Origin of the sequence: Bradyrhizobium sp. AUGA SZCCT0431 (genome assembly GCF_018131065.1) — a bacterium.
Classification (GTDB): domain Bacteria; phylum Pseudomonadota; class Alphaproteobacteria; order Rhizobiales; family Xanthobacteraceae; genus Bradyrhizobium.
Genome location: NZ_JAFCLR010000023.1, coordinates 110,880 through 127,139, shown reverse-complemented (window position 1 = coordinate 127,139; position 16,260 = coordinate 110,880). Strand labels below are relative to the sequence as shown.

General features: G+C 58.8%; 12 protein-coding genes and 2 pseudogenes. 8 read left to right on the top strand and 6 right to left on the bottom strand.

The window, feature by feature from the left end:
* Positions 1–251 precede the first annotated feature (251 nt).
* Positions 252–1,193: an ABC transporter substrate-binding protein gene (locus JQ567_RS22775; RefSeq protein WP_212440856.1), complete on the bottom strand. Its 942-nt coding sequence runs from the start codon at positions 1,191–1,193 to the stop codon at positions 252–254.
* Positions 1,194–1,917: 724 nt separating this feature from the next.
* On the opposite strand from JQ567_RS22775, the pseudogene JQ567_RS38270 reads away from it, so the two are divergent.
* Positions 1,918–3,123, top strand: a pseudogene (locus JQ567_RS38270) (PAS domain S-box protein); the annotation flags it as partial.
* Positions 3,124–3,183: 60 nt separating this feature from the next.
* On the top strand, positions 3,184–3,903 hold the full coding sequence (locus tag JQ567_RS38265; protein ID WP_249165633.1) for a sensor histidine kinase: 720 nt from the start codon (positions 3,184–3,186) through the stop codon (positions 3,901–3,903).
* 330 nt (positions 3,904–4,233) lie between these two features.
* On the opposite strand, the gene JQ567_RS22760 is transcribed toward JQ567_RS38265, so the two are convergent.
* Entirely contained in the window at positions 4,234–4,491 is a 258-nt protein-coding gene (locus JQ567_RS22760) for a DUF1127 domain-containing protein (RefSeq protein ID WP_212440855.1), read from the bottom strand.
* A 148-nt stretch (positions 4,492–4,639) separates the two neighbouring features.
* Here JQ567_RS22760 and JQ567_RS22755 point away from each other — a divergent pair, with 148 nt between their 5' ends.
* From JQ567_RS22755 to JQ567_RS22740, 4 genes are all read left to right on the top strand, one after another.
* The gene (locus tag JQ567_RS22755) at positions 4,640–6,217 is read left to right on the top strand and encodes a winged helix-turn-helix domain-containing protein (RefSeq protein WP_212440854.1); all 1,578 of its coding nucleotides are present in this window, start codon (positions 4,640–4,642) and stop codon (positions 6,215–6,217) included.
* Between the two features lie 252 nt (positions 6,218–6,469).
* Complete coding sequence (locus JQ567_RS22750; RefSeq protein ID WP_212440853.1) at positions 6,470–8,203, top strand: adenylate/guanylate cyclase domain-containing protein; 1,734 nt, start codon at positions 6,470–6,472, stop codon at positions 8,201–8,203.
* Positions 8,204–8,409: 206 nt separating this feature from the next.
* Positions 8,410–9,204, top strand: a complete 795-nt coding sequence (locus tag JQ567_RS22745) for a class I SAM-dependent methyltransferase (RefSeq protein ID WP_212440852.1) — start codon at positions 8,410–8,412, stop codon at positions 9,202–9,204.
* A gap of 396 nt (positions 9,205–9,600) precedes the next feature.
* Complete coding sequence (locus JQ567_RS22740) at positions 9,601–9,897, top strand: putative quinol monooxygenase (RefSeq protein ID WP_249165632.1); 297 nt, start codon at positions 9,601–9,603, stop codon at positions 9,895–9,897.
* 93 nt (positions 9,898–9,990) lie between these two features.
* Here the strand turns inward: JQ567_RS22740 and JQ567_RS22735 are convergent, their stop codons facing one another.
* Both JQ567_RS22735 and JQ567_RS22730 read right to left on the bottom strand, forming a co-directional pair.
* Positions 9,991–10,992 (bottom strand): nitronate monooxygenase family protein, encoded by a 1,002-nt coding sequence (locus tag JQ567_RS22735; RefSeq protein ID WP_212440850.1) that lies wholly within the window; start codon positions 10,990–10,992, stop codon positions 9,991–9,993.
* Positions 10,993–11,095: 103 nt separating this feature from the next.
* Positions 11,096–12,658, bottom strand: coding sequence for a winged helix-turn-helix domain-containing protein (locus tag JQ567_RS22730; protein WP_212440849.1), 1,563 nt, complete (start codon positions 12,656–12,658; stop codon positions 11,096–11,098).
* A 155-nt stretch (positions 12,659–12,813) separates the two neighbouring features.
* Between JQ567_RS22730 and JQ567_RS22725 the strand changes: the two genes are divergently transcribed.
* Positions 12,814–13,035 carry a DUF1127 domain-containing protein gene (locus tag JQ567_RS22725; RefSeq protein ID WP_212440848.1) on the top strand — a complete coding sequence of 74 codons (222 nt, stop codon included), beginning with the start codon at positions 12,814–12,816 and terminating at the stop codon, positions 13,033–13,035.
* Positions 13,036–13,253: 218 nt separating this feature from the next.
* Here the strand turns inward: JQ567_RS22725 and JQ567_RS22720 are convergent, their stop codons facing one another.
* The gene (locus tag JQ567_RS22720; protein ID WP_249165623.1) at positions 13,254–14,396 is read right to left on the bottom strand and encodes an adenylate/guanylate cyclase domain-containing protein; all 1,143 of its coding nucleotides are present in this window, start codon (positions 14,394–14,396) and stop codon (positions 13,254–13,256) included.
* A 204-nt stretch (positions 14,397–14,600) separates the two neighbouring features.
* Positions 14,601–14,720: pseudogene (locus JQ567_RS39095) on the bottom strand (hypothetical protein); the annotation flags it as partial.
* On the opposite strand from JQ567_RS39095, the gene JQ567_RS22715 reads away from it, so the two are divergent.
* Positions 14,715–15,068 carry a hypothetical protein gene (locus JQ567_RS22715; protein WP_212440847.1) on the top strand — a complete coding sequence of 118 codons (354 nt, stop codon included), beginning with the start codon at positions 14,715–14,717 and terminating at the stop codon, positions 15,066–15,068. The pseudogene JQ567_RS39095 and the gene JQ567_RS22715 overlap by 6 nt on opposite strands.
* Positions 15,069–16,260 lie beyond the last annotated feature (1,192 nt).

The window sequence follows — 16,260 nt, the reverse complement described above, 5'->3', positions numbered from 1 at the left end:
CAATGAAATCATCAAGGCATTCGGGCAATAGCGTCCACTGCCCACGATCCGCCTGCTCAACGAAGCGCCGCATCAGCTTCCCCCGCAGAATCACGAGAGAATCATAGCAAAGCAGCGGCGTTTTCACACAGCCAGGGTCATTTTCGGAAGTCAGCGCTTGCGTTGACGAGGTCCGCTCTTCCCCCGCGAACGGACATTGTCCGCATCAGCCGCGAGGTCCGAAAAGTGCCAGACTCGGACATAGCGTCCAGCTATTCGATCACCTCGTCGGCGCGCTGCTGGAGATGCAAAGGCACTTCGAGGCCGAGCGTCTTGGCGGTCTTGAGGTTGATCACCAGTTCGTACTTTGTCGGCGCCTGCACCGGCAGGTCGCCCGGCTTCTCGCCCTTGAGGATGCGATCGGTATAGGTCGCCGCGCGCCGAAAATTATCGGGCGGGTCATTTCCGTAGGACAGCAGGCCGCCAACTTCCGTGAACTGATGGAAAGGATAGACCGCGGGAATACGGTAGCGCCTGGCCAGCGTTGTGATCTCCACGCGATGGTTGGACAGGAAAATATCCGCCATCGCGACCAGACCGCCGTTTGGGTCGCGCGCCAGTGCGCTAAAGACGGCTTCGAACTCGGACGGGCTGTGAACAGGTGCAGCGATCGCCTCTACTGCGAGGGACCGGGCGCTGGCCTCGAATGAGCCGAGGTAATCGGCATAGGGCGCTGTTGCCGGATTGAACAGGAAGGCGGCCCTATTGACGTTCGGCGCGATCTCCTTGAGCAGGTTCAGCCACTTGCCGGCCATCGTCGGCTCGAAAAGAACAAAACCGGTGACGTTGCCGCCCGGCCGCGGAAAGTTCGTGACAAAGCGGCTGCCGACCGGATCGGCAACGTTTGCGAAAATGATGGGGATGGTGCGCGTTTGTTGCAGCATCGCCGCAGTGGTGGGTGTGTTTTGCGTAAGAATGAGGTCGGGCTGCAGCGCGACGAGTTCCTTCGCGAATCGTTGCATCGCCTCCACGTCAGCCGCTGCCCAGCGAGCGTCGATCCGGATGTTGCGGCCCTCCGTCCACCCGAGCTTCTGAAGTCCCTCCCCGAACGCCGCCACCCAGGCTTGTCCTTCCCGGTCAGTCTCGGCATATGCCATCAGCACGCCGATCCGCCGCATCCGCTCGGGCTGCTGCGCGCGCGCGGTGAGCGGCAAGGCGAGCGTGCCGCCCAGAAGGGTGATGAACTCGCGCCTCCGCATACGTAAGGACCACGCCTTGTGGAATTGCCAAATCCTAGCACGTGTGACCACCGGGCAGAGTATCACAAAGCGCCCACAATCGAGCGCCCATTTCTCAATAGATGCGACGTCCGTTGTGGGTCATAATCGTCGTTCCGATCCTGAGCCGACCACTTCCGTTATTCCCCAATTAGCAGACTTATCCAGTGGTCGCTGGCACGTCTCAGATGTGCCAAGAGCGAAAATCAGAATCATTCGATCACCTCGTCCGGCTCAGCCTGAAGGAAGCCGCCAACCGAGGTGGTTATCTGTTCGTTCAAGTGGGAGGCAGTTTACTTCCCTGATGGTCGCCGCTTGGCGCTGAGGTACTGCCTACCGGCCATGATGGTTCTTGTCTCCCCGATAACGGTCCGAACATGTGACGCGGAGGCGCCAGGTTGGCTTCCAATTCGACGTTGATAGTTTCTAGCGAACGTTCAGGGATAATCCGCGTCGGAGTGCGAAGGTCTAGCCACTTCATACGTAAGTATAGTCGTCACGCGATATGCCCTGATCGATCATTCGCTGCTGGAGCGAGATTGACCGCATCCAATGTTCAAGGCCGTTGGGAGACAATCTGCCGCTGACGCGCAACGGCGAGCTACTCGTCCCAAAAATATGATTCGATGAGATCAATTGTTCTTCGGCCACAAGATCGACCATGCCACATCCTGCTCAAGTACCCTCTCAGATCGTCAGCAAGTGGCAGGAGATCGTGGATCTACTTGCCGAGATCGTGCACGTCCCTTCCGTCTTGATCATGCGGGCGGAGCCGCCCGGCATCAAGGTCTTCATATCCAGCAGCCCCAAGCGGAAACCTTGCGACGTCGTATCGCTCGATACAGGATTCTGTTGCGAGACCGTGATGAAGACCCGCCAATCGCTGCTTGTCCCTGACGCCCGCCAGGACGAACGGTGGAAGTTGTGCCCTGACAGTGATTTGGGATTGATTTCTTACCTGGGTGTACCGATCGCTTGGCCCGACGGCGAGATATTCGGAACTCTCTGTGTTTGTGACAACAAAAGGAACGAGTATAGCGGTCTTTACCTCAGACTCATGCTGCTGTGGCGCGACGTATTGCAGGCCGACTTGAAAACGTTGGCAGCGCGCCAGCGTGCGGAAGAGGCGCTGCAGGAGAGCGAGGAGCGCTTTCGCATCCTCGTGCAATTCTCCTTCGAGGTGTACTGGGAGACCGACGCGCAGCATCGCTTTATCCGCCAGGCGTTCGCCGATCGCCTTGCCGACGCGCCGGCGCCGGGCTCCGAGATCGGTAAGACGCGCTGGGAAGTGCCGTACCTGGAGCCTAATGCAGAGGCCTGGCGCAAGCACCGGGAGACGCTCGATGCCCATCTCCCGTTCCGCGACTTCGAGCTCGCCCGGCCGACGCCCGGCGGCGGCAAGCGCTACGTGTCCGTCTCGGGGCTCCCGGTGTTTGACAAAGAGGGGCGCTTCGTCGGCTATCGCGGCGTCGGGCGGCACATTACCGAGCGCGTGCGCGCCGAACAGGCGCTACGGGAGAGCGAGGCGCGTTTCCGCAAGTTCGTAGACCACGCGACCAACACGTTCATGCTCCACAACCAGGATGGAATTGTTCTCGACGTGAATCGAAACGCCTGCGAAAGCTTGGGCTATAGCCGGGACGAACTGATCGGGATGACTCCGTTCGATTTCGATGCGGATCTGAACACAGTGACGTGGTAGCGTTACGCCGAGCGCCTCAAGGCGGGGGACATCGTAACGTTCGAGAGTCGCCATCGCCGAAAAGACGGCACGGTGTTCCCCGTCGAGATTCGCGTGCGAGAGTTCTGCCAAGGCGGCCCGCGACTGTTCATTTCCCTGAGCCGCGACATCACCGAACGTAAGCGAGCTGCGGAGGCTTTCCGCGAGAGGCAGGTGGAGCTGACGCACGCCAACCGTGTCGCAACGATGGGCCAGCTCACCGCCTCGGTCGCCCACGAGGTCAGCCAGCCCATCGCCGCGACGCTTATCAACGCCCAGGCCGCGCTGCGCTGGCTCAGTTCTCAACCGCCGAATCTGGAGGAGGTGCGGCAGACGCTCGATCACATCGTCAATGACGCCAAGCGAGGCGGCGAGGTCATCAACCAGATCCGTGCCCTCGTCAAGAAAGCACCCGCGCGGAAAGATAGCATCGACGTCAATAACACTATCCTCGACGTCATTGCCCTGACCCGAAGCGAAGTGCTCAGACATGGCGTCTCATTACAGACCGACCTTGCGACCGGCTTGCCGCTCATCAAGGGCGATCGCGTCGAGCTGCAACAGGTCATTCTCAACCTGATCCTCAATGCGGTCGAAGCAATGAGCTGCCTCGACGATGGGCCGCGGGAGCTACGAATTAGCACGAACACGGATACCTCGAACGGTGTGCTCTTCGCGGTGCGGGATACCGGTCCGGGGCTGGACCCGACGAGTGAGGATCGACTCTTCGAGGCCTTCTACACCACCAAGCCGGACGGCATGGGTATGGGCCTGGCCATCTGCCGTTCGATCATCGAAACGCACGGAGGGCGGCTGTGGGTCACCGCGAATGAACCGCGGGGGACAGTGTTCCAGTTCACCCTGCCTCCCGAACAAGACGAGCCCGTTCGCGCAGCGCGCGCGATGGTTGGACCTGCCCCTGCATGACGGCACCGCGTGCCGAAACGCCATCCACGGTAGCGTAGTCGCGCGCCGTGTCGACTTCCCAAAGCAATCGTGCGTCGGCAGTGGCATAGGCGTGCAGATAGCCGCTCACCTCGCCCGAGAAGACAATTCCAGGCAATCTCGCCTCTCTGACAAGCAACGAAAAAAGATGATTGCCGCTAGACCGCTGGTGCGTCCGGGACAGTAGGGCCAGGGTCAATGTCCGTTCCGGGTCAATCGCGTCGGTTGACGGTCGGCCAGCCATTTCCGGTCCACCCCGGTCAACGGACATCAACAGACCGGTCCAGTTGGTCTGTTTCGTGCCAATGGCGGTCATCTTAGGGTGCCGACATCAGACTTCCAACGGAGGGGATCGGGCGAGATGGAATAGTTCGAGGCGACGTAGTCGATCTCACCGCGCGTGATACCAATGTCCATAAGCTCGCTGTCCGTCAGGCGACACAACTCGGTTCGCTGCCTCTCGCGTTTGCGCCACTCCTGAAATGCATTCCAATATGTTTCGAGAGGACTGTAGACCTGTCGCTTTGCGGTTGTCGGTCCCAGCTTGGTGGTCGCTTGGATCGTGCTCATTGCGGTGTGTCCTGTCTGGACTGTTCACCGGGCCAAATTGCCGCAAGATGCGCTGGCGCGCTTAACTGGTGGCTTACATTTCCCTTACCGGCAGCTTATTCTTTGTGCTCCAGGGGCTTCAGAGGGGACCCCGAGAGGGAATGGCAGCTTGCGCTATCTCTTCGAGGTTTACACATTTGATACGGAACGGCGCGAACTGCATCGGGGGGCGGATGCGGTGTCGATCACACCGCAAGTTTTTGACCTGCTCGAATACCTGATCCGAAACAGGGAACGCGTGGTAAGCAGAGACGACCTCATCAACGCCGTTTGGAACGGACGCATCGTCTCAGATGCCGCGCTGACGACCCGCCTAAATGCCGCTCGCAGCGCAATTGGCGACAGCGGTGACAAGCAGCGCTTAATCAAAACATTGCCGCGCAAAGGCTTCCGCTTCGTTGGCGCAGTGCAGGAAGGGCAGACGCCCGCAACTGCGTCGGCTAGTTCGGCGCCGAACGATGGCGCAACGCAAAGGTCGTTTTCGCCGCCCCACCTTTCTATCGTAGTTTTACCTTTCTCCAACCTAAGCGGTGATCCCGAGCAAGACTATTTCGTCGATGGTGTGACCGAGAGCCTGACTACGGATTTGTCGCGCATCAGAGGCACGTTTGTCATTGGCCGACATACAGCATTCACTTACAAAGGCAAGGCGGTCGATCTCAAACAGATCGGCCGAGACCTAAACGTGCGCTACGTGCTTGAGGGCTCGGTACGGCGGGGTCAAAATCGACTTCGCGTCAACGTTCAGCTTGTGGACGCAGAAACGCGCACACACCTTTGGACAGATCAGTTCGACAAGCCGGTTACCGATCTGTTCGAAATGCAGGATGAAGTCACCGCAAGAATTGCTACCGCGCTTAACGCCCCGCTTATCGAAGCTGAAGCGCAACGTGGGCAACGTTCGCTGCATCCCGATGCATTAGATTTCTATTTCCAAGGGCAGAACTACTTAAACCAAGGGATTACACCTAAGTACATCGCACTTGCTCGCCGCTTCTTCGAACAGGCGTTGGCGCTCGATCCGGAGAACATCGCCGCGTTAGTTGGCATCGCAAATGTCGAATTACAAGATGTCACAAATTTCATGGTTGATGACCGGGGTTCGCGCCTCGCTCAGGTCGAAGCGACGCTGATTAAGGTCTTGTCAGTGGCCCCACGTCACGCCTTCGCTCATCTCATACTGGCTGGATTGCAACTATTCACAAACCGCGCAACGCTGGCCGTTAGAGAATGCGAACAAGCACTGGAGCTTGATCGCAATCTGGCCTACGCGCACGCATTCCTCGGATTTGCAAAGGTCTTCATTGGTCGTGGGGCAGAAAGTGAGGCTCACATTCAGCAAGCGCTGCACCTTTCCCCACGCGACATCAACGCCCATCGTTGGATGCACTTGCTCGGCGTTGTGAAGTTGATCCTCGGCGCGGACACCGAAGCGGTTGAGTGGCTGCGCCGGTCGTTGGAAGCCAATCGAAACTATCCATTCGCGCACTTCCAGTTCGCTGCCGCATTGGCTCTCGTCGGTTCAGTGGAAGAAGCGCGGGCCGCTGCGCTCGCGGGATTCGCTTTGGATCCGGATTTTACGATTCGCCGGACGAGAGGGCTCTCCTTGAGTTCTGACCCGATCTTCCGTGCTGGCAGCAACCGCATCCGCGAGGGAATGCTAATGGCCGGAATACCAGAGGAGTGATGCCAGAGCTGGGTCAATCGCGTCATTTTGGTCGTCGGCCGCCTACTTCCGGTCTTACCCTGGAAACGGACATCGTCAGGGTCGGTCGCCATGTCTCAAAGGTGCCAAGAGCGGAACAGAGCTGCTGTTGAGGCCTCACCGGTCCAATCGTGAAAACTGGGGCCGGACCGAGGAAGACACCGGCGCGCCCGTCACATAAGATGCAATTCTGCTTAGCTACCGCGGCAGACTGCAGCTTCAAGGATGGCTCAAATGACGAGCGAGCAGGTTGTAAGGCGATTGGCAGCAATAGTGGCTGCCGATGTCGTGGGCTATTCCCGCCTGATCGGTGCAGATGAAACCGGCACCCTCGCGCGGCTGGCAACCCTGCGGCGCGACATTGTCGATCACGCCATCGCCCGGCATGCCGGCCGCCTGTTCAAGGAAACCGGCGATGGCTTTCTAGTTGAGTTCACTAGCGCGGTTCAGGCCGTAACCTGTGCGATGGAAATCCAGAAGCAGGTCGAGGCAAAGGCCGGTGAGGGTCAACCGCTGCGGCTGCGCATCGGCATCCATATCGGTGATGTCGTGGTCCAGGGAGAGGATCTAATGGGCGATGGCGTCAACATCGCCGCGCGTATCGAAGGCATCGCCGACCCTGGCGGTATTGCCCTGTCTCGCGCCGTCCACGAGCAGGTTCGTGATCGACTCAGCACCTCCTTCGATGATCGCGGCGAGGTCGAACTTAAAAACATCAGCCGTCCGGTTCACATCTTTGCCATCGGCGGCGAGAGCCCTCCGGCGCTGCCGGCTCTCACGCTGCCTGATAAACCGTCCATCGTAGTGTTGCCATTTCAAAACATGTCAGGGGATCCGGAGCAGGATTACTTCGCAGACGGAATGGTTGAGGAGATCACCACAGTCCTTAGCCGCGTGCGGTGGCTGTTCGTCATCGCTCGGAGTTCAGCCTTCACCTACAAGGGCCAAGCGCGGGACCTGCGACAAGTCGGGCGAGATTTGGGCGTTCGTTATCTGCTCGAGGGTTCGGTCCGCAAGTCTGGGAGACGTGTGCGCGTTACCGCCCAGCTGATCGACGCCGAGACCGGAGCGCACCTATGGGCGGATAGGTTCGACGGCGAGCTCGAGGAAATCTTCGACATGCACGACCGGGTTGCCACAGAGGTGGTGAGCGCCATCGAGCCCAATCTGCGGCACGCCGAAATTGAACGGAGCCTGCGCAAGCCGACCACCAGTCTCGACGCCTACGATCTCTACATGCGCGCGTCAGCGGCCTTCAGGGAACCCTCGGGGCCAAACTTGCGTGCCGCGCTAGATTTGACGCAGCAGGCGATCTCCCGAGATCCTCACTTTGCCCGTGCCCTGGCGCTACGGGCCGCGTGCATCATGCATTCGGTCGATTCATTCGGTCCTGACGCGATCCCGGAAGCGCTTCGGCTCGCGCATGCTGCATTGGCGACCACAGGCGACGATTCGGAGGCCACGAGTTTCGCGGCGATGACCATCGCGTTGTTAGGCGGCAGCATCGAAACTGCGCTGACCGGATCGGAGCGTGCGCTGATGCTCAATCCCAATGGGTTTCCTGCGATCATGCACGGCGGCTGGGTACATTCAGCAGCTGGCCTTCCGAACGAAGCAATCAACATGTTCACGCGCGCCCTGCGGCTGAGTCCGCGCGATCCATTCCGCGGTTATTGCGAACTAGGACTCGCCATTGGCTACCGCGACGCCGGGCATCCGGAAAATGCGCTCGCGTGGGCACGACGCGCCATCCTGACGCTGCCGCAATTGGCGGGCGGCTATCGAGCGGCAGCCGTGGCGCTCGTCGATCTCGGCCGAGTCGACGAGGCGCGCGATATGATCCGGCAATTGCTGCAGACCCAGCCCCATGCCCGCATCGATCCTGACTTTGTTCGCCGCCAGAACCGCAATGAGTCCACGACCGAATCATGGATTAGAACGCTGCGGCAGGCGGGTCTCCCAGACTGAACGGCGTCGGGGCTTAAGGTGACCGTTGAATGTCCGATTGGGGTCAATCGCGCCTCTTTGACCGTGCGCTGAGCATTTCCGGTCTACCCCGACAAGCGGACAATCCGCTAAGGGTCGGCATGTCTCAAAGGTGCCAATAGCGGAAATCACCTTCCTTCGTGTGCGCCTTGGCTCTAATGTAGGGCAGTCAATTGATGGAGCCCCGGATGGCAGAGGAATTGACTTACAAGGATGAAGCAGCCGCAGGTTACGACCGTGGCTTTGCGCACGTCACAAACCATTTCCTGCCTTTTCTGCTGCGCGCTGCTCACATCGCGCCGGGAATGCGTGTCCTCGACATTGCCACGGGCACAGGGCTTTTTGCCGAAGCGGCCCTTAGTGTCGTCGGTCCGACAGGGCACATCACTGCCGCCGACATCTCGTCTGCAATGGTCGAAAGGGCGCGCACGCGCCTTCGCCACGCAAAAAACGCGTCGATTGCCGTCGAGGACGGGCAGGCGCTTTCATTCTTGGATGGAAGTTTCGATGCGGTCGTATGCAGCCTCGGACTAATGTTCTTTCCCGACCCGCGGTGCGGCCTCGCCGAATTCCATCGCGTGCTTCGCCCCGGCGGACGCGCGGCTGTTTCGGTGGCCACCGTCCCAGAACGATCGTACAATTTTCGCATCAACCATGCCATCGCACGCTACGTGCCGACGTTAGCGGAGGCCACTGCACGCGTATTTTCACTGGGCGACGAGACGAAACTTAGATCGCTATTCGAGGCTGCAGGCTTCCGCGACGTAGAGATAGCCACGGAAAACCACCGCTTCGTGCTACCTTCTTTTGACGCCTACTTCGAACCATTTGAGCAAGGTGCGGGCTCGGCTGGACAAGAGTTCGTCTCGCTACCTGAGCCAGCCCGCCGCGCAGTGCGCGAGGAAGTGCGGCGGGACCTCGGCGACACTGGTGGGCCAATCGAGGTGGAAGTGGAGTTCAGGTTCGGGAGCGGCCGACGGTAGCGCCGGGTTTGGATCACAAATAGGAGAAAAAATGTCCACTGGGCAGGCAGATGCCTGCCGATGTCCGCGTTGGGTCAAAAGCTGCCCTGTCGGCGCCGAAACGCTACTTCCGCTTTGCACCTATCAACGGACGCCAACCGACCGGCGCGGCTGGTCCGTTTCGTGCCAGAAGCGGATATCCGGCCATGGTGGCGTTTTTGCCGCCTCGGTGGTGATGTCGGATCTTGGCGGCGTTGCCGACAACTCGGCGAACCGCTTTTCGCCTGTGGGGGCTGTGAGCGGCATAGCAGCATTCCTCAGCATTACAATGATCACATCAGATGCTCTAAACATGATACGTCAGTATGCGAATACTCAGCGGTAAGCTTCGCAAGGGAGGATGAACCAGTGACCAACATGGCACTCGTAGCGACCATTAAGACTATTCCGGGGAAACGGGATGAATACCTGAAGCATCTGAAGGCTCACCGCGAACGTTGCCTTGCAACCGAACCCGGCACTCTGACGTTCGAGATATTGCTCCCTCTGGAGGAAGCCGACACGATCATGCTGTACGAGGTCTACACAAGTCCGGAAGCCTTCCAAGTGCATCGGACTGGCCCGTCGATGCAGCAGGCTCTGCAGGACACGGGTGGTCTCGCTGTCAGCATGGTCGGCGTTCGATGCGATCTAGCTGCCCAACTTCCAAACTGAGACATACCTACTTCCGGCCCCGTAGGCGGACATCGCCGGTGCGGCTGGTTATGTCCGCTAAGTGCCGCCAGGAACAGAGATGCGCCCTGAGCATTAATTTCCTAGCTGCCGAGCTAACCCAAGCAAGATGGCTTGAGCTTCACCAACAATCTCGCTCACGATCTCCGCTGCGGGTTGTCTCTTGTTAACAAGGGCAACGCTCTGCCCCGCATAAAGCGCCAACGCGTCTATATCGCCCTCAGCATCAGCAGCGGGCGGAGCCGGTCGATACCGCACTATCGGTCCGCGTGATTTTGACGTGGCGACCACATCACCCTCACCGGGCCGCTTGCCCGTTGCCGGACGTCCAGCGGCTTCCCAAGCAGCGACAGTACTATTGCGCAGTACGCGATGAGGCGCCTTGGGCCAGCCGATGTCGAATAGTTCGTCGAGATAAACGGTATCGTCTTCTGTGGCCTGCAAAACTCGCTCGCGATAGTACGGATGAATTGGCACCTCGCTGCTCGCAAGAAAACGGGTCCCGATCCATGCCCCCGAAGCGCCGAGCGCTAAGGCAGCAGCAAGCCCGCGACCGTCGGCAATACCTCCCGCTGCAAAGACGGGAACTGGACCGACCTTATCGACCACTGCGGGAATGAGTGCCATCGTTGCGACTTTTCCACGCACATGGCCCCCTGCTTCCCATCCTTGTGCGATAATGACGTCAACTCCGCTCTCTACTGCATGCCCCGCTTCTGCAGCCGTGCTAACGGTGTGGAGCACTGTGGCACCACCGGCCTTTGCGCGTGTCACAAGGCCGGAAGGATCGCGCCAGAAGAATGAGATAACGGGCACGCCCTCCTGCAAACAGGCGTCAAGGCGCTCTTCTTGCGGAAAATCTAAGTTCAGATTGACGGCGAACGGTTTAGTCGTGAGAGCGCGAGTTTCGCGGACCTGCTGACGCAATGCCTGTATGTCCGCCCCCCACAGTGCAAGCGTGCCCAAGCCGCCAGCGTTGCTGACTGCAGCAGCGAGGGCGGGGCTGACCAGCCCACCCAAGGGCGCTTGAATTATCGGAACCTCGATCCCAAGCCGCTCACAACCTGCCGTAATCATTAGGTCACTCCACCAGCCAAATAGGCGTTCTGGACCAATCGATGGGTAATATTGCCCGACACCCTTGGCCAGCTTTGAGCTACGCCACAAGGGATTTCTGCGTTCACTCAGGGAGGCCGGCCATTCGTAATGGCGCGATCAACTCGTCAAGGTCCTTCTGGTGGCGGTAAGGCAATCCCCGCGCCCAGCGGTTCGCAGTCAGATTGGGATGGCTCGCCGTCATCTTCCTTACCATGATGCGAGCCTCTTCCTCATTGCCCTGGTTCCAGAGCGCTGCCGCCAGAGTCGTTTGCGCACTCAGCCAACCAGGTCTCTCCATCAGGACGTGTGAGGCAATGTCTCTTGCGGCAACAAGATCCCCGAGATGAAACCTCGCCCGCGCCTCGTCGACCCTCGATTCGTTGCGGCTAAGGGGACTGAGCCGCTGCGACTGCTCCTCATACTGGGCGGCTTTTCGGAAATCACCGGCATAGCCGTGAATCATACCTGCGATGTGGTAGGCGCTCGCGCTGTTGGGACACAGAGCAATCGCCTTCTCTCCGGCCGCTACGGCATCGTCGTGCCGACGCTGAAACAGGCGCATGTAGCCCAGCGTCACGTATGCTACGTCGCTATCCGGGTCGACTGCCAAGGCATGAGCCGCGCGCTCCAGTGCTGCTTCGTAGGTTGTCGTCTGGTCCTTCTCCCAACCAAAGCGAACCTGGTCCGTCAGTGTGAGCCCCAGCATGCCAAGCGCCGGAATGAAGTGTGGGTTGACTGCCAACGCCCGTTCGAACGCGCTCCGCGCTTCGGCATGGGTGTGCTTGGCAAAGTTGATGTATAAGTCCCAACCCTTGAGAAAATGGTCGTACACCAGCGGGCTGCCAGAGCGTTTGCGCCACACCCGCACCTCTTCGCCAAGCGTCAACTGGACCTCGAGCGCGGCGACGATATCCTGCGTTATCCGGTCCTGCAGCTCGAACATGGCATCGACATCACCTTCGAAACGGTCCGCCCATACATAGCCACCGGTCAGGCTGTCGATCAACTGCGCGGACAATCTCACTCGATTGTCGGCCTTGCGAACGCTTCCTTCTAGCACGAAGCGAGCGCCGAGCATTTGCCCGATCTCCCGTATGTCGCGCGCCTGTCCCTTGAACACAAAACTTGATGTGCGTGCTATGACAAATAATGCCTGTATCTTCGACAATGTAGTCAACACGTCTACCGCAATACCGTCCGCGAAATATTCCTGTTCGGGATCGCCTGACAAATTGTAGAACGGCAACACCGCGATCGACGGCTTCTCCGGGAGCGCAAGGGCAGGTCCCGGCGGACTTTCAGGGGTGCCGGCGACTGCGGCGCCCGCAGAGCCGTGGGTTTCCTGAACCGGTCCGACGAAACGGAAGCCCTTACGTGGTAGTGTTTTTATCAGGCGCTGTTCTTCACCGGAATCGCCAATCGCAGTGCGGGCGGCATTCAGGCGGGTCGTGAGTGCCGTTTCAGACACGATACGCCCCTTCCAGATGGCCTCGATCAGGTCGTCCTTGCTGACGACATGCTCCCGGTTGCGGATCAAGTAGTCCAGCAAGTCGAAGACCTGAGGCGGGATAGTAACCAGTTCAGCGCCCCGACGCAGCTCGCGGCGGTCGGTATCGAAAGAGCAGCTTTCGAAGAGGTAGCGCAAGCTGCCATTCCCCCGAGCAACTTCCGAACACCGGGGTCCAGCACGCCGGCAAGGCAAAGAATAAGCTGCCGGTGACGAAAATGTAAGTAGCAAGTAAAGCGCGCTCGCCGATGCCTTGGCATCCTCTGGGGACACAACATCCAGGAGATACCGCCATGAGCACGATAACAGTATCGGGACAGCCCGCCGCCTCGACCCGGCAAGTCCCCGGCTTCATCAGTCGATGCTGGAATGCGCTTCAGGAGCGACGCAAACGCGAGAAGGTGCGGGCCGCGTTGTACGGCCTGAATGGCAGCGACCTGCAAGATATCGGCATTGCCTATGGCGATATCGAGTACGTGGCCTTGCACCCGGACATCGACCCACGAGGCATCTGATCCGCCGAATGAAACGCCTGTTATTTGGCACAGGGTGGACGGCCGGAATTACCGATCGCCCGGAGGTCGACTTCTGCTTTGGGTCAAACGCTGCCTTACACCCTCGAAACGCGACTTCTGTTGTTACCCCAGCAACCGACATAGGGGTGACCAAGGCAGCACGTCGGTTTTGTGCCAACAACGGACCTTAACTCAAAGACTAGAAAACCAAACATCCCTTACTCAGGCAAGCCAAGCCTTTCGATCACCTCCTCCAACAGAGCTCGACGCGGCAAGTTTCGTATCGGCTCAACAAACAATTTCCTCAGGTCCGAAATCCGCAATTGTGGATGTCGCAGCTTGATAGTCGGGTCTGCCTCTATCGCCCATCGGATGAACCAAGCGTACAGATCATTGGGGGCACGAGCGATTAGCTTTTTGGTTTGTTCGAGGGCATCCGGATAACGGAACAGCGCCCACAACGTGAAGCATTTGCCCCGCAACGCAATGAAGACAGTCCGATCGTCGAAGGGGTTCAGTCTGATCGCACGATTAAATGCCTCCAAGCCTTGTTCAAGTTCTCCCGCTTCTCCAGTGCAAAGGGTAATCCACGCGCGAGCAGTCCACGCGTTCGAGAGGTTGGGGTTGATTGCGAGAGCTTGGTCCACGTAATCAGAACCACGCTCCATGTCGCCGATCGTAAATGCAAAAATGAGAGAGGCCCAAGCCAAAACGAAAGCGTCCGTAGGCTCCAGAGCGAGCGCACGATCATTGAACCGTATGGCTTCGGTTCGCTCCTCCTCGGTGAGGGCTAACCCCCCGTAGGTTGGCTTCATAGCTAAGCAAGCAGCAGCGCGTGTATAGGCCGTCGCGAACTCCGGTTTCAGATCGATCGCCTTACGGAATAGTATTAAGGCTTGGGCGTTCGCTTCTTCATTTCGCTCGCCGTATAGCGAGATCCCCCTCAGATAGAGGTCGTAGGCATCCCACTTATCCGGCGGCGTACGCTTTACGCGTTCTACTTCTGCATAGACTAGTCGCGGGGCAATTGCCCCCACGACACTCATTGTAACCTTGTCTTGGAGGTCAAAGGCGTCTTGCAGCTCGCCTTCAAACTTGTCAGCCCACAGGTGGGCACCGGTCGCAGCTTCGATCAATTGCCCTGTGATCCGAACCCGTTGCCCAGACTTACGAACGCTCCCTTCGAGTACGTAGAGAACACCGAGTTCACGCCCAACTTGCTTGATGTCAACTGGTTTACCTTTGTAAGTGAACGATGAATTCCTTGCGATGACAAACAGGCCCTTGAAGCGGGACAGTTCTGTGATGATTTCTTCCACCATGCCGTCCGCGAAGTAATCCTGCTCGGGATCGCCGCTCATGTTGGTAAACGGCAGTACAGCGATGGAGGGTTTATCCGGAAGCGCTAGCGCCGGAGCTTGGCCCGGCAACGAGCCCGGTTGCGCCTTTGCAGCGCGCTGACCACCAAGCTGAACCCGCCACGCTCGCATGGGCTCGGTAATATTTTTTAGGATCTGCGGTCCAAGGTCATCGCATGTGACCTCGACCTTGCCGCGAACCTGCCGATAGGCGTCATCGGAAATGCAAACGCCGCCCGGCTCGGCAATACCTTCCAGCCGAGCGGCAATGTTGACACCGTCGCCAAAAATGTCGTTGTCGTCGATGATAATGTCGCCGACATGGATGCCGATGCGGAGCTCGATCCGTGTGTTCTGCGGTACGTCTTCGTTCTGCTGGGTGACGCGCTGAACCTTCCGGGCTTACGCGTGAATCTATCGGAGGGTTGCTATGCTTCTGTCGAAGGGTGGGCTGCCGTCGCTAATCTCCACCCAAAGGTCATCCGGCAGCGTTGGGACTTCGCTACTACCTTCATCTCCGGCCGATTCGATCCTTTCCAAGGTATTCGCCTGGTGCAATCGCGTGATCGGGACTCCTTGTGGTCCACCATGATCATGCTGGAACTAAACCAACTATTAGCGGGGAATCAGCCGCAACGCTTCGGCAGGAATGAATTGGGCAGAGGCGATCACTAATCGCAATGGAGCCGGATCGCTGAAGTGACGTCAGGAATCACACGGGGGTGATAAGTTCAGCTTTCTTAGGAGTGGATCCAACCCGTCAGAACGACACCGCTTGACCTCACTAACCTGCTTCGGAGGCTTATCAGCGGCGCCCTTCTTTGATTGCTTTGTAATCTTGGCTCTATTGCTTGCGACCTTGGCGTTAAGATCAAGCGGATCGTGCCAATGACGAGGAGTAATGCGGTGACGCGGGGGAATGGCAGCTTGCTTTGGAGCTGGTGGTGGCAAATCGGCTTGGCCTTGTTCGCTAGACTGAACATAAACAACATCGACCGTCTCAGAGGCAGTCGGCGTGTCCAGATTGATTACAAGCGGCAGGCGATCAGCCTTGTTCCCAGCCACTACGGGCATGACAACTTCAGGCGCGGGTGGCGGCGCTGATTTCTTCGCAGCTGCAGCAATAGCACCTAGTGCAGCTAGGCAAACCACTCCAAGCGCGACCGCTCTAATCACGTGGGAAGCCCCCTGTGCAGAGAGCCTCCGAGCCTTGTGATCAAATTGGTTCAGAATAAGGCCGCCCGGCCAATGTCACTGACCTAGGCGCTGGCGCCGGCCGTCTCTCCGGCGGTGACGCATCCGGCGATGCTTCGTACCCGCGGGCTGGAGCGGAGGTAGTGCAGCTGGAGGTCGGACAAGTAAAACAACGGCACCGCTCGGCTCCGGATTTATCTTCTGTAGCGGAGCCTCGATCGAGGCAAGCAAAGCTCGGCCAGCTTCGGTGATCTGCCAGCCGGACTTGTCGCGCAAGACAAATGCTTGGGTAAAGATATCGAGACCAGGCGCACGCGCCGCCAAACGTTTTGTCCGGTCAGTCCAGTCTGGGCCACTGGAAATGAGAATGGCCACCGCGCACCTCAGCTCTTCCAGTGAAGCGCGTCCTTCTGGATATCCGGCCAGCACCTTGAGAACCGTAATCTGAAAACTCACAACCGCCCCCGACACGCAAGGCGCTCAAATACAGCGGGCATGAGGCTAGTTCGCGATTCACCGGTCGTCTGTCCACTACCGGCACACCTTCTGCGATCAGACGATTTTCGACACCGCGCGCCAAATGAGCAACACTGCCCGGTCCAGAGTTGTCACTTAAGACGTCACCACGGGCCATCGTTGACACCTTATCGCGCATTTCATTGGGTGCATGGTT

Coding starts and splice junctions, on each gene's coding strand:
- JQ567_RS38265 (WP_249165633.1), top strand. CDS start 3,184: ATGGGCCAGCTCACCGCCTCGGTCGCCCACGAGGTCAGCCAGCCCATC.
- JQ567_RS22760 (WP_212440855.1), bottom strand. CDS start 4,491: ATGAGCACGATCCAAGCGACCACCAAGCTGGGACCGACAACCGCAAAG.
- JQ567_RS22750 (WP_212440853.1), top strand. CDS start 6,470: ATGACGAGCGAGCAGGTTGTAAGGCGATTGGCAGCAATAGTGGCTGCC.
- JQ567_RS22745 (WP_212440852.1), top strand. CDS start 8,410: ATGGCAGAGGAATTGACTTACAAGGATGAAGCAGCCGCAGGTTACGAC.
- JQ567_RS22740 (WP_249165632.1), top strand. CDS start 9,601: ATGGCACTCGTAGCGACCATTAAGACTATTCCGGGGAAACGGGATGAA.
- JQ567_RS22735 (WP_212440850.1), bottom strand. CDS start 10,992: ATGATTACGGCAGGTTGTGAGCGGCTTGGGATCGAGGTTCCGATAATT.
- JQ567_RS22725 (WP_212440848.1), top strand. CDS start 12,814: ATGAGCACGATAACAGTATCGGGACAGCCCGCCGCCTCGACCCGGCAA.
- JQ567_RS22720 (WP_249165623.1), bottom strand. CDS start 14,396: ATGAGCGGCGATCCCGAGCAGGATTACTTCGCGGACGGCATGGTGGAA.
- JQ567_RS22715 (WP_212440847.1), top strand. CDS start 14,715: ATGGATGCCGATGCGGAGCTCGATCCGTGTGTTCTGCGGTACGTCTTC.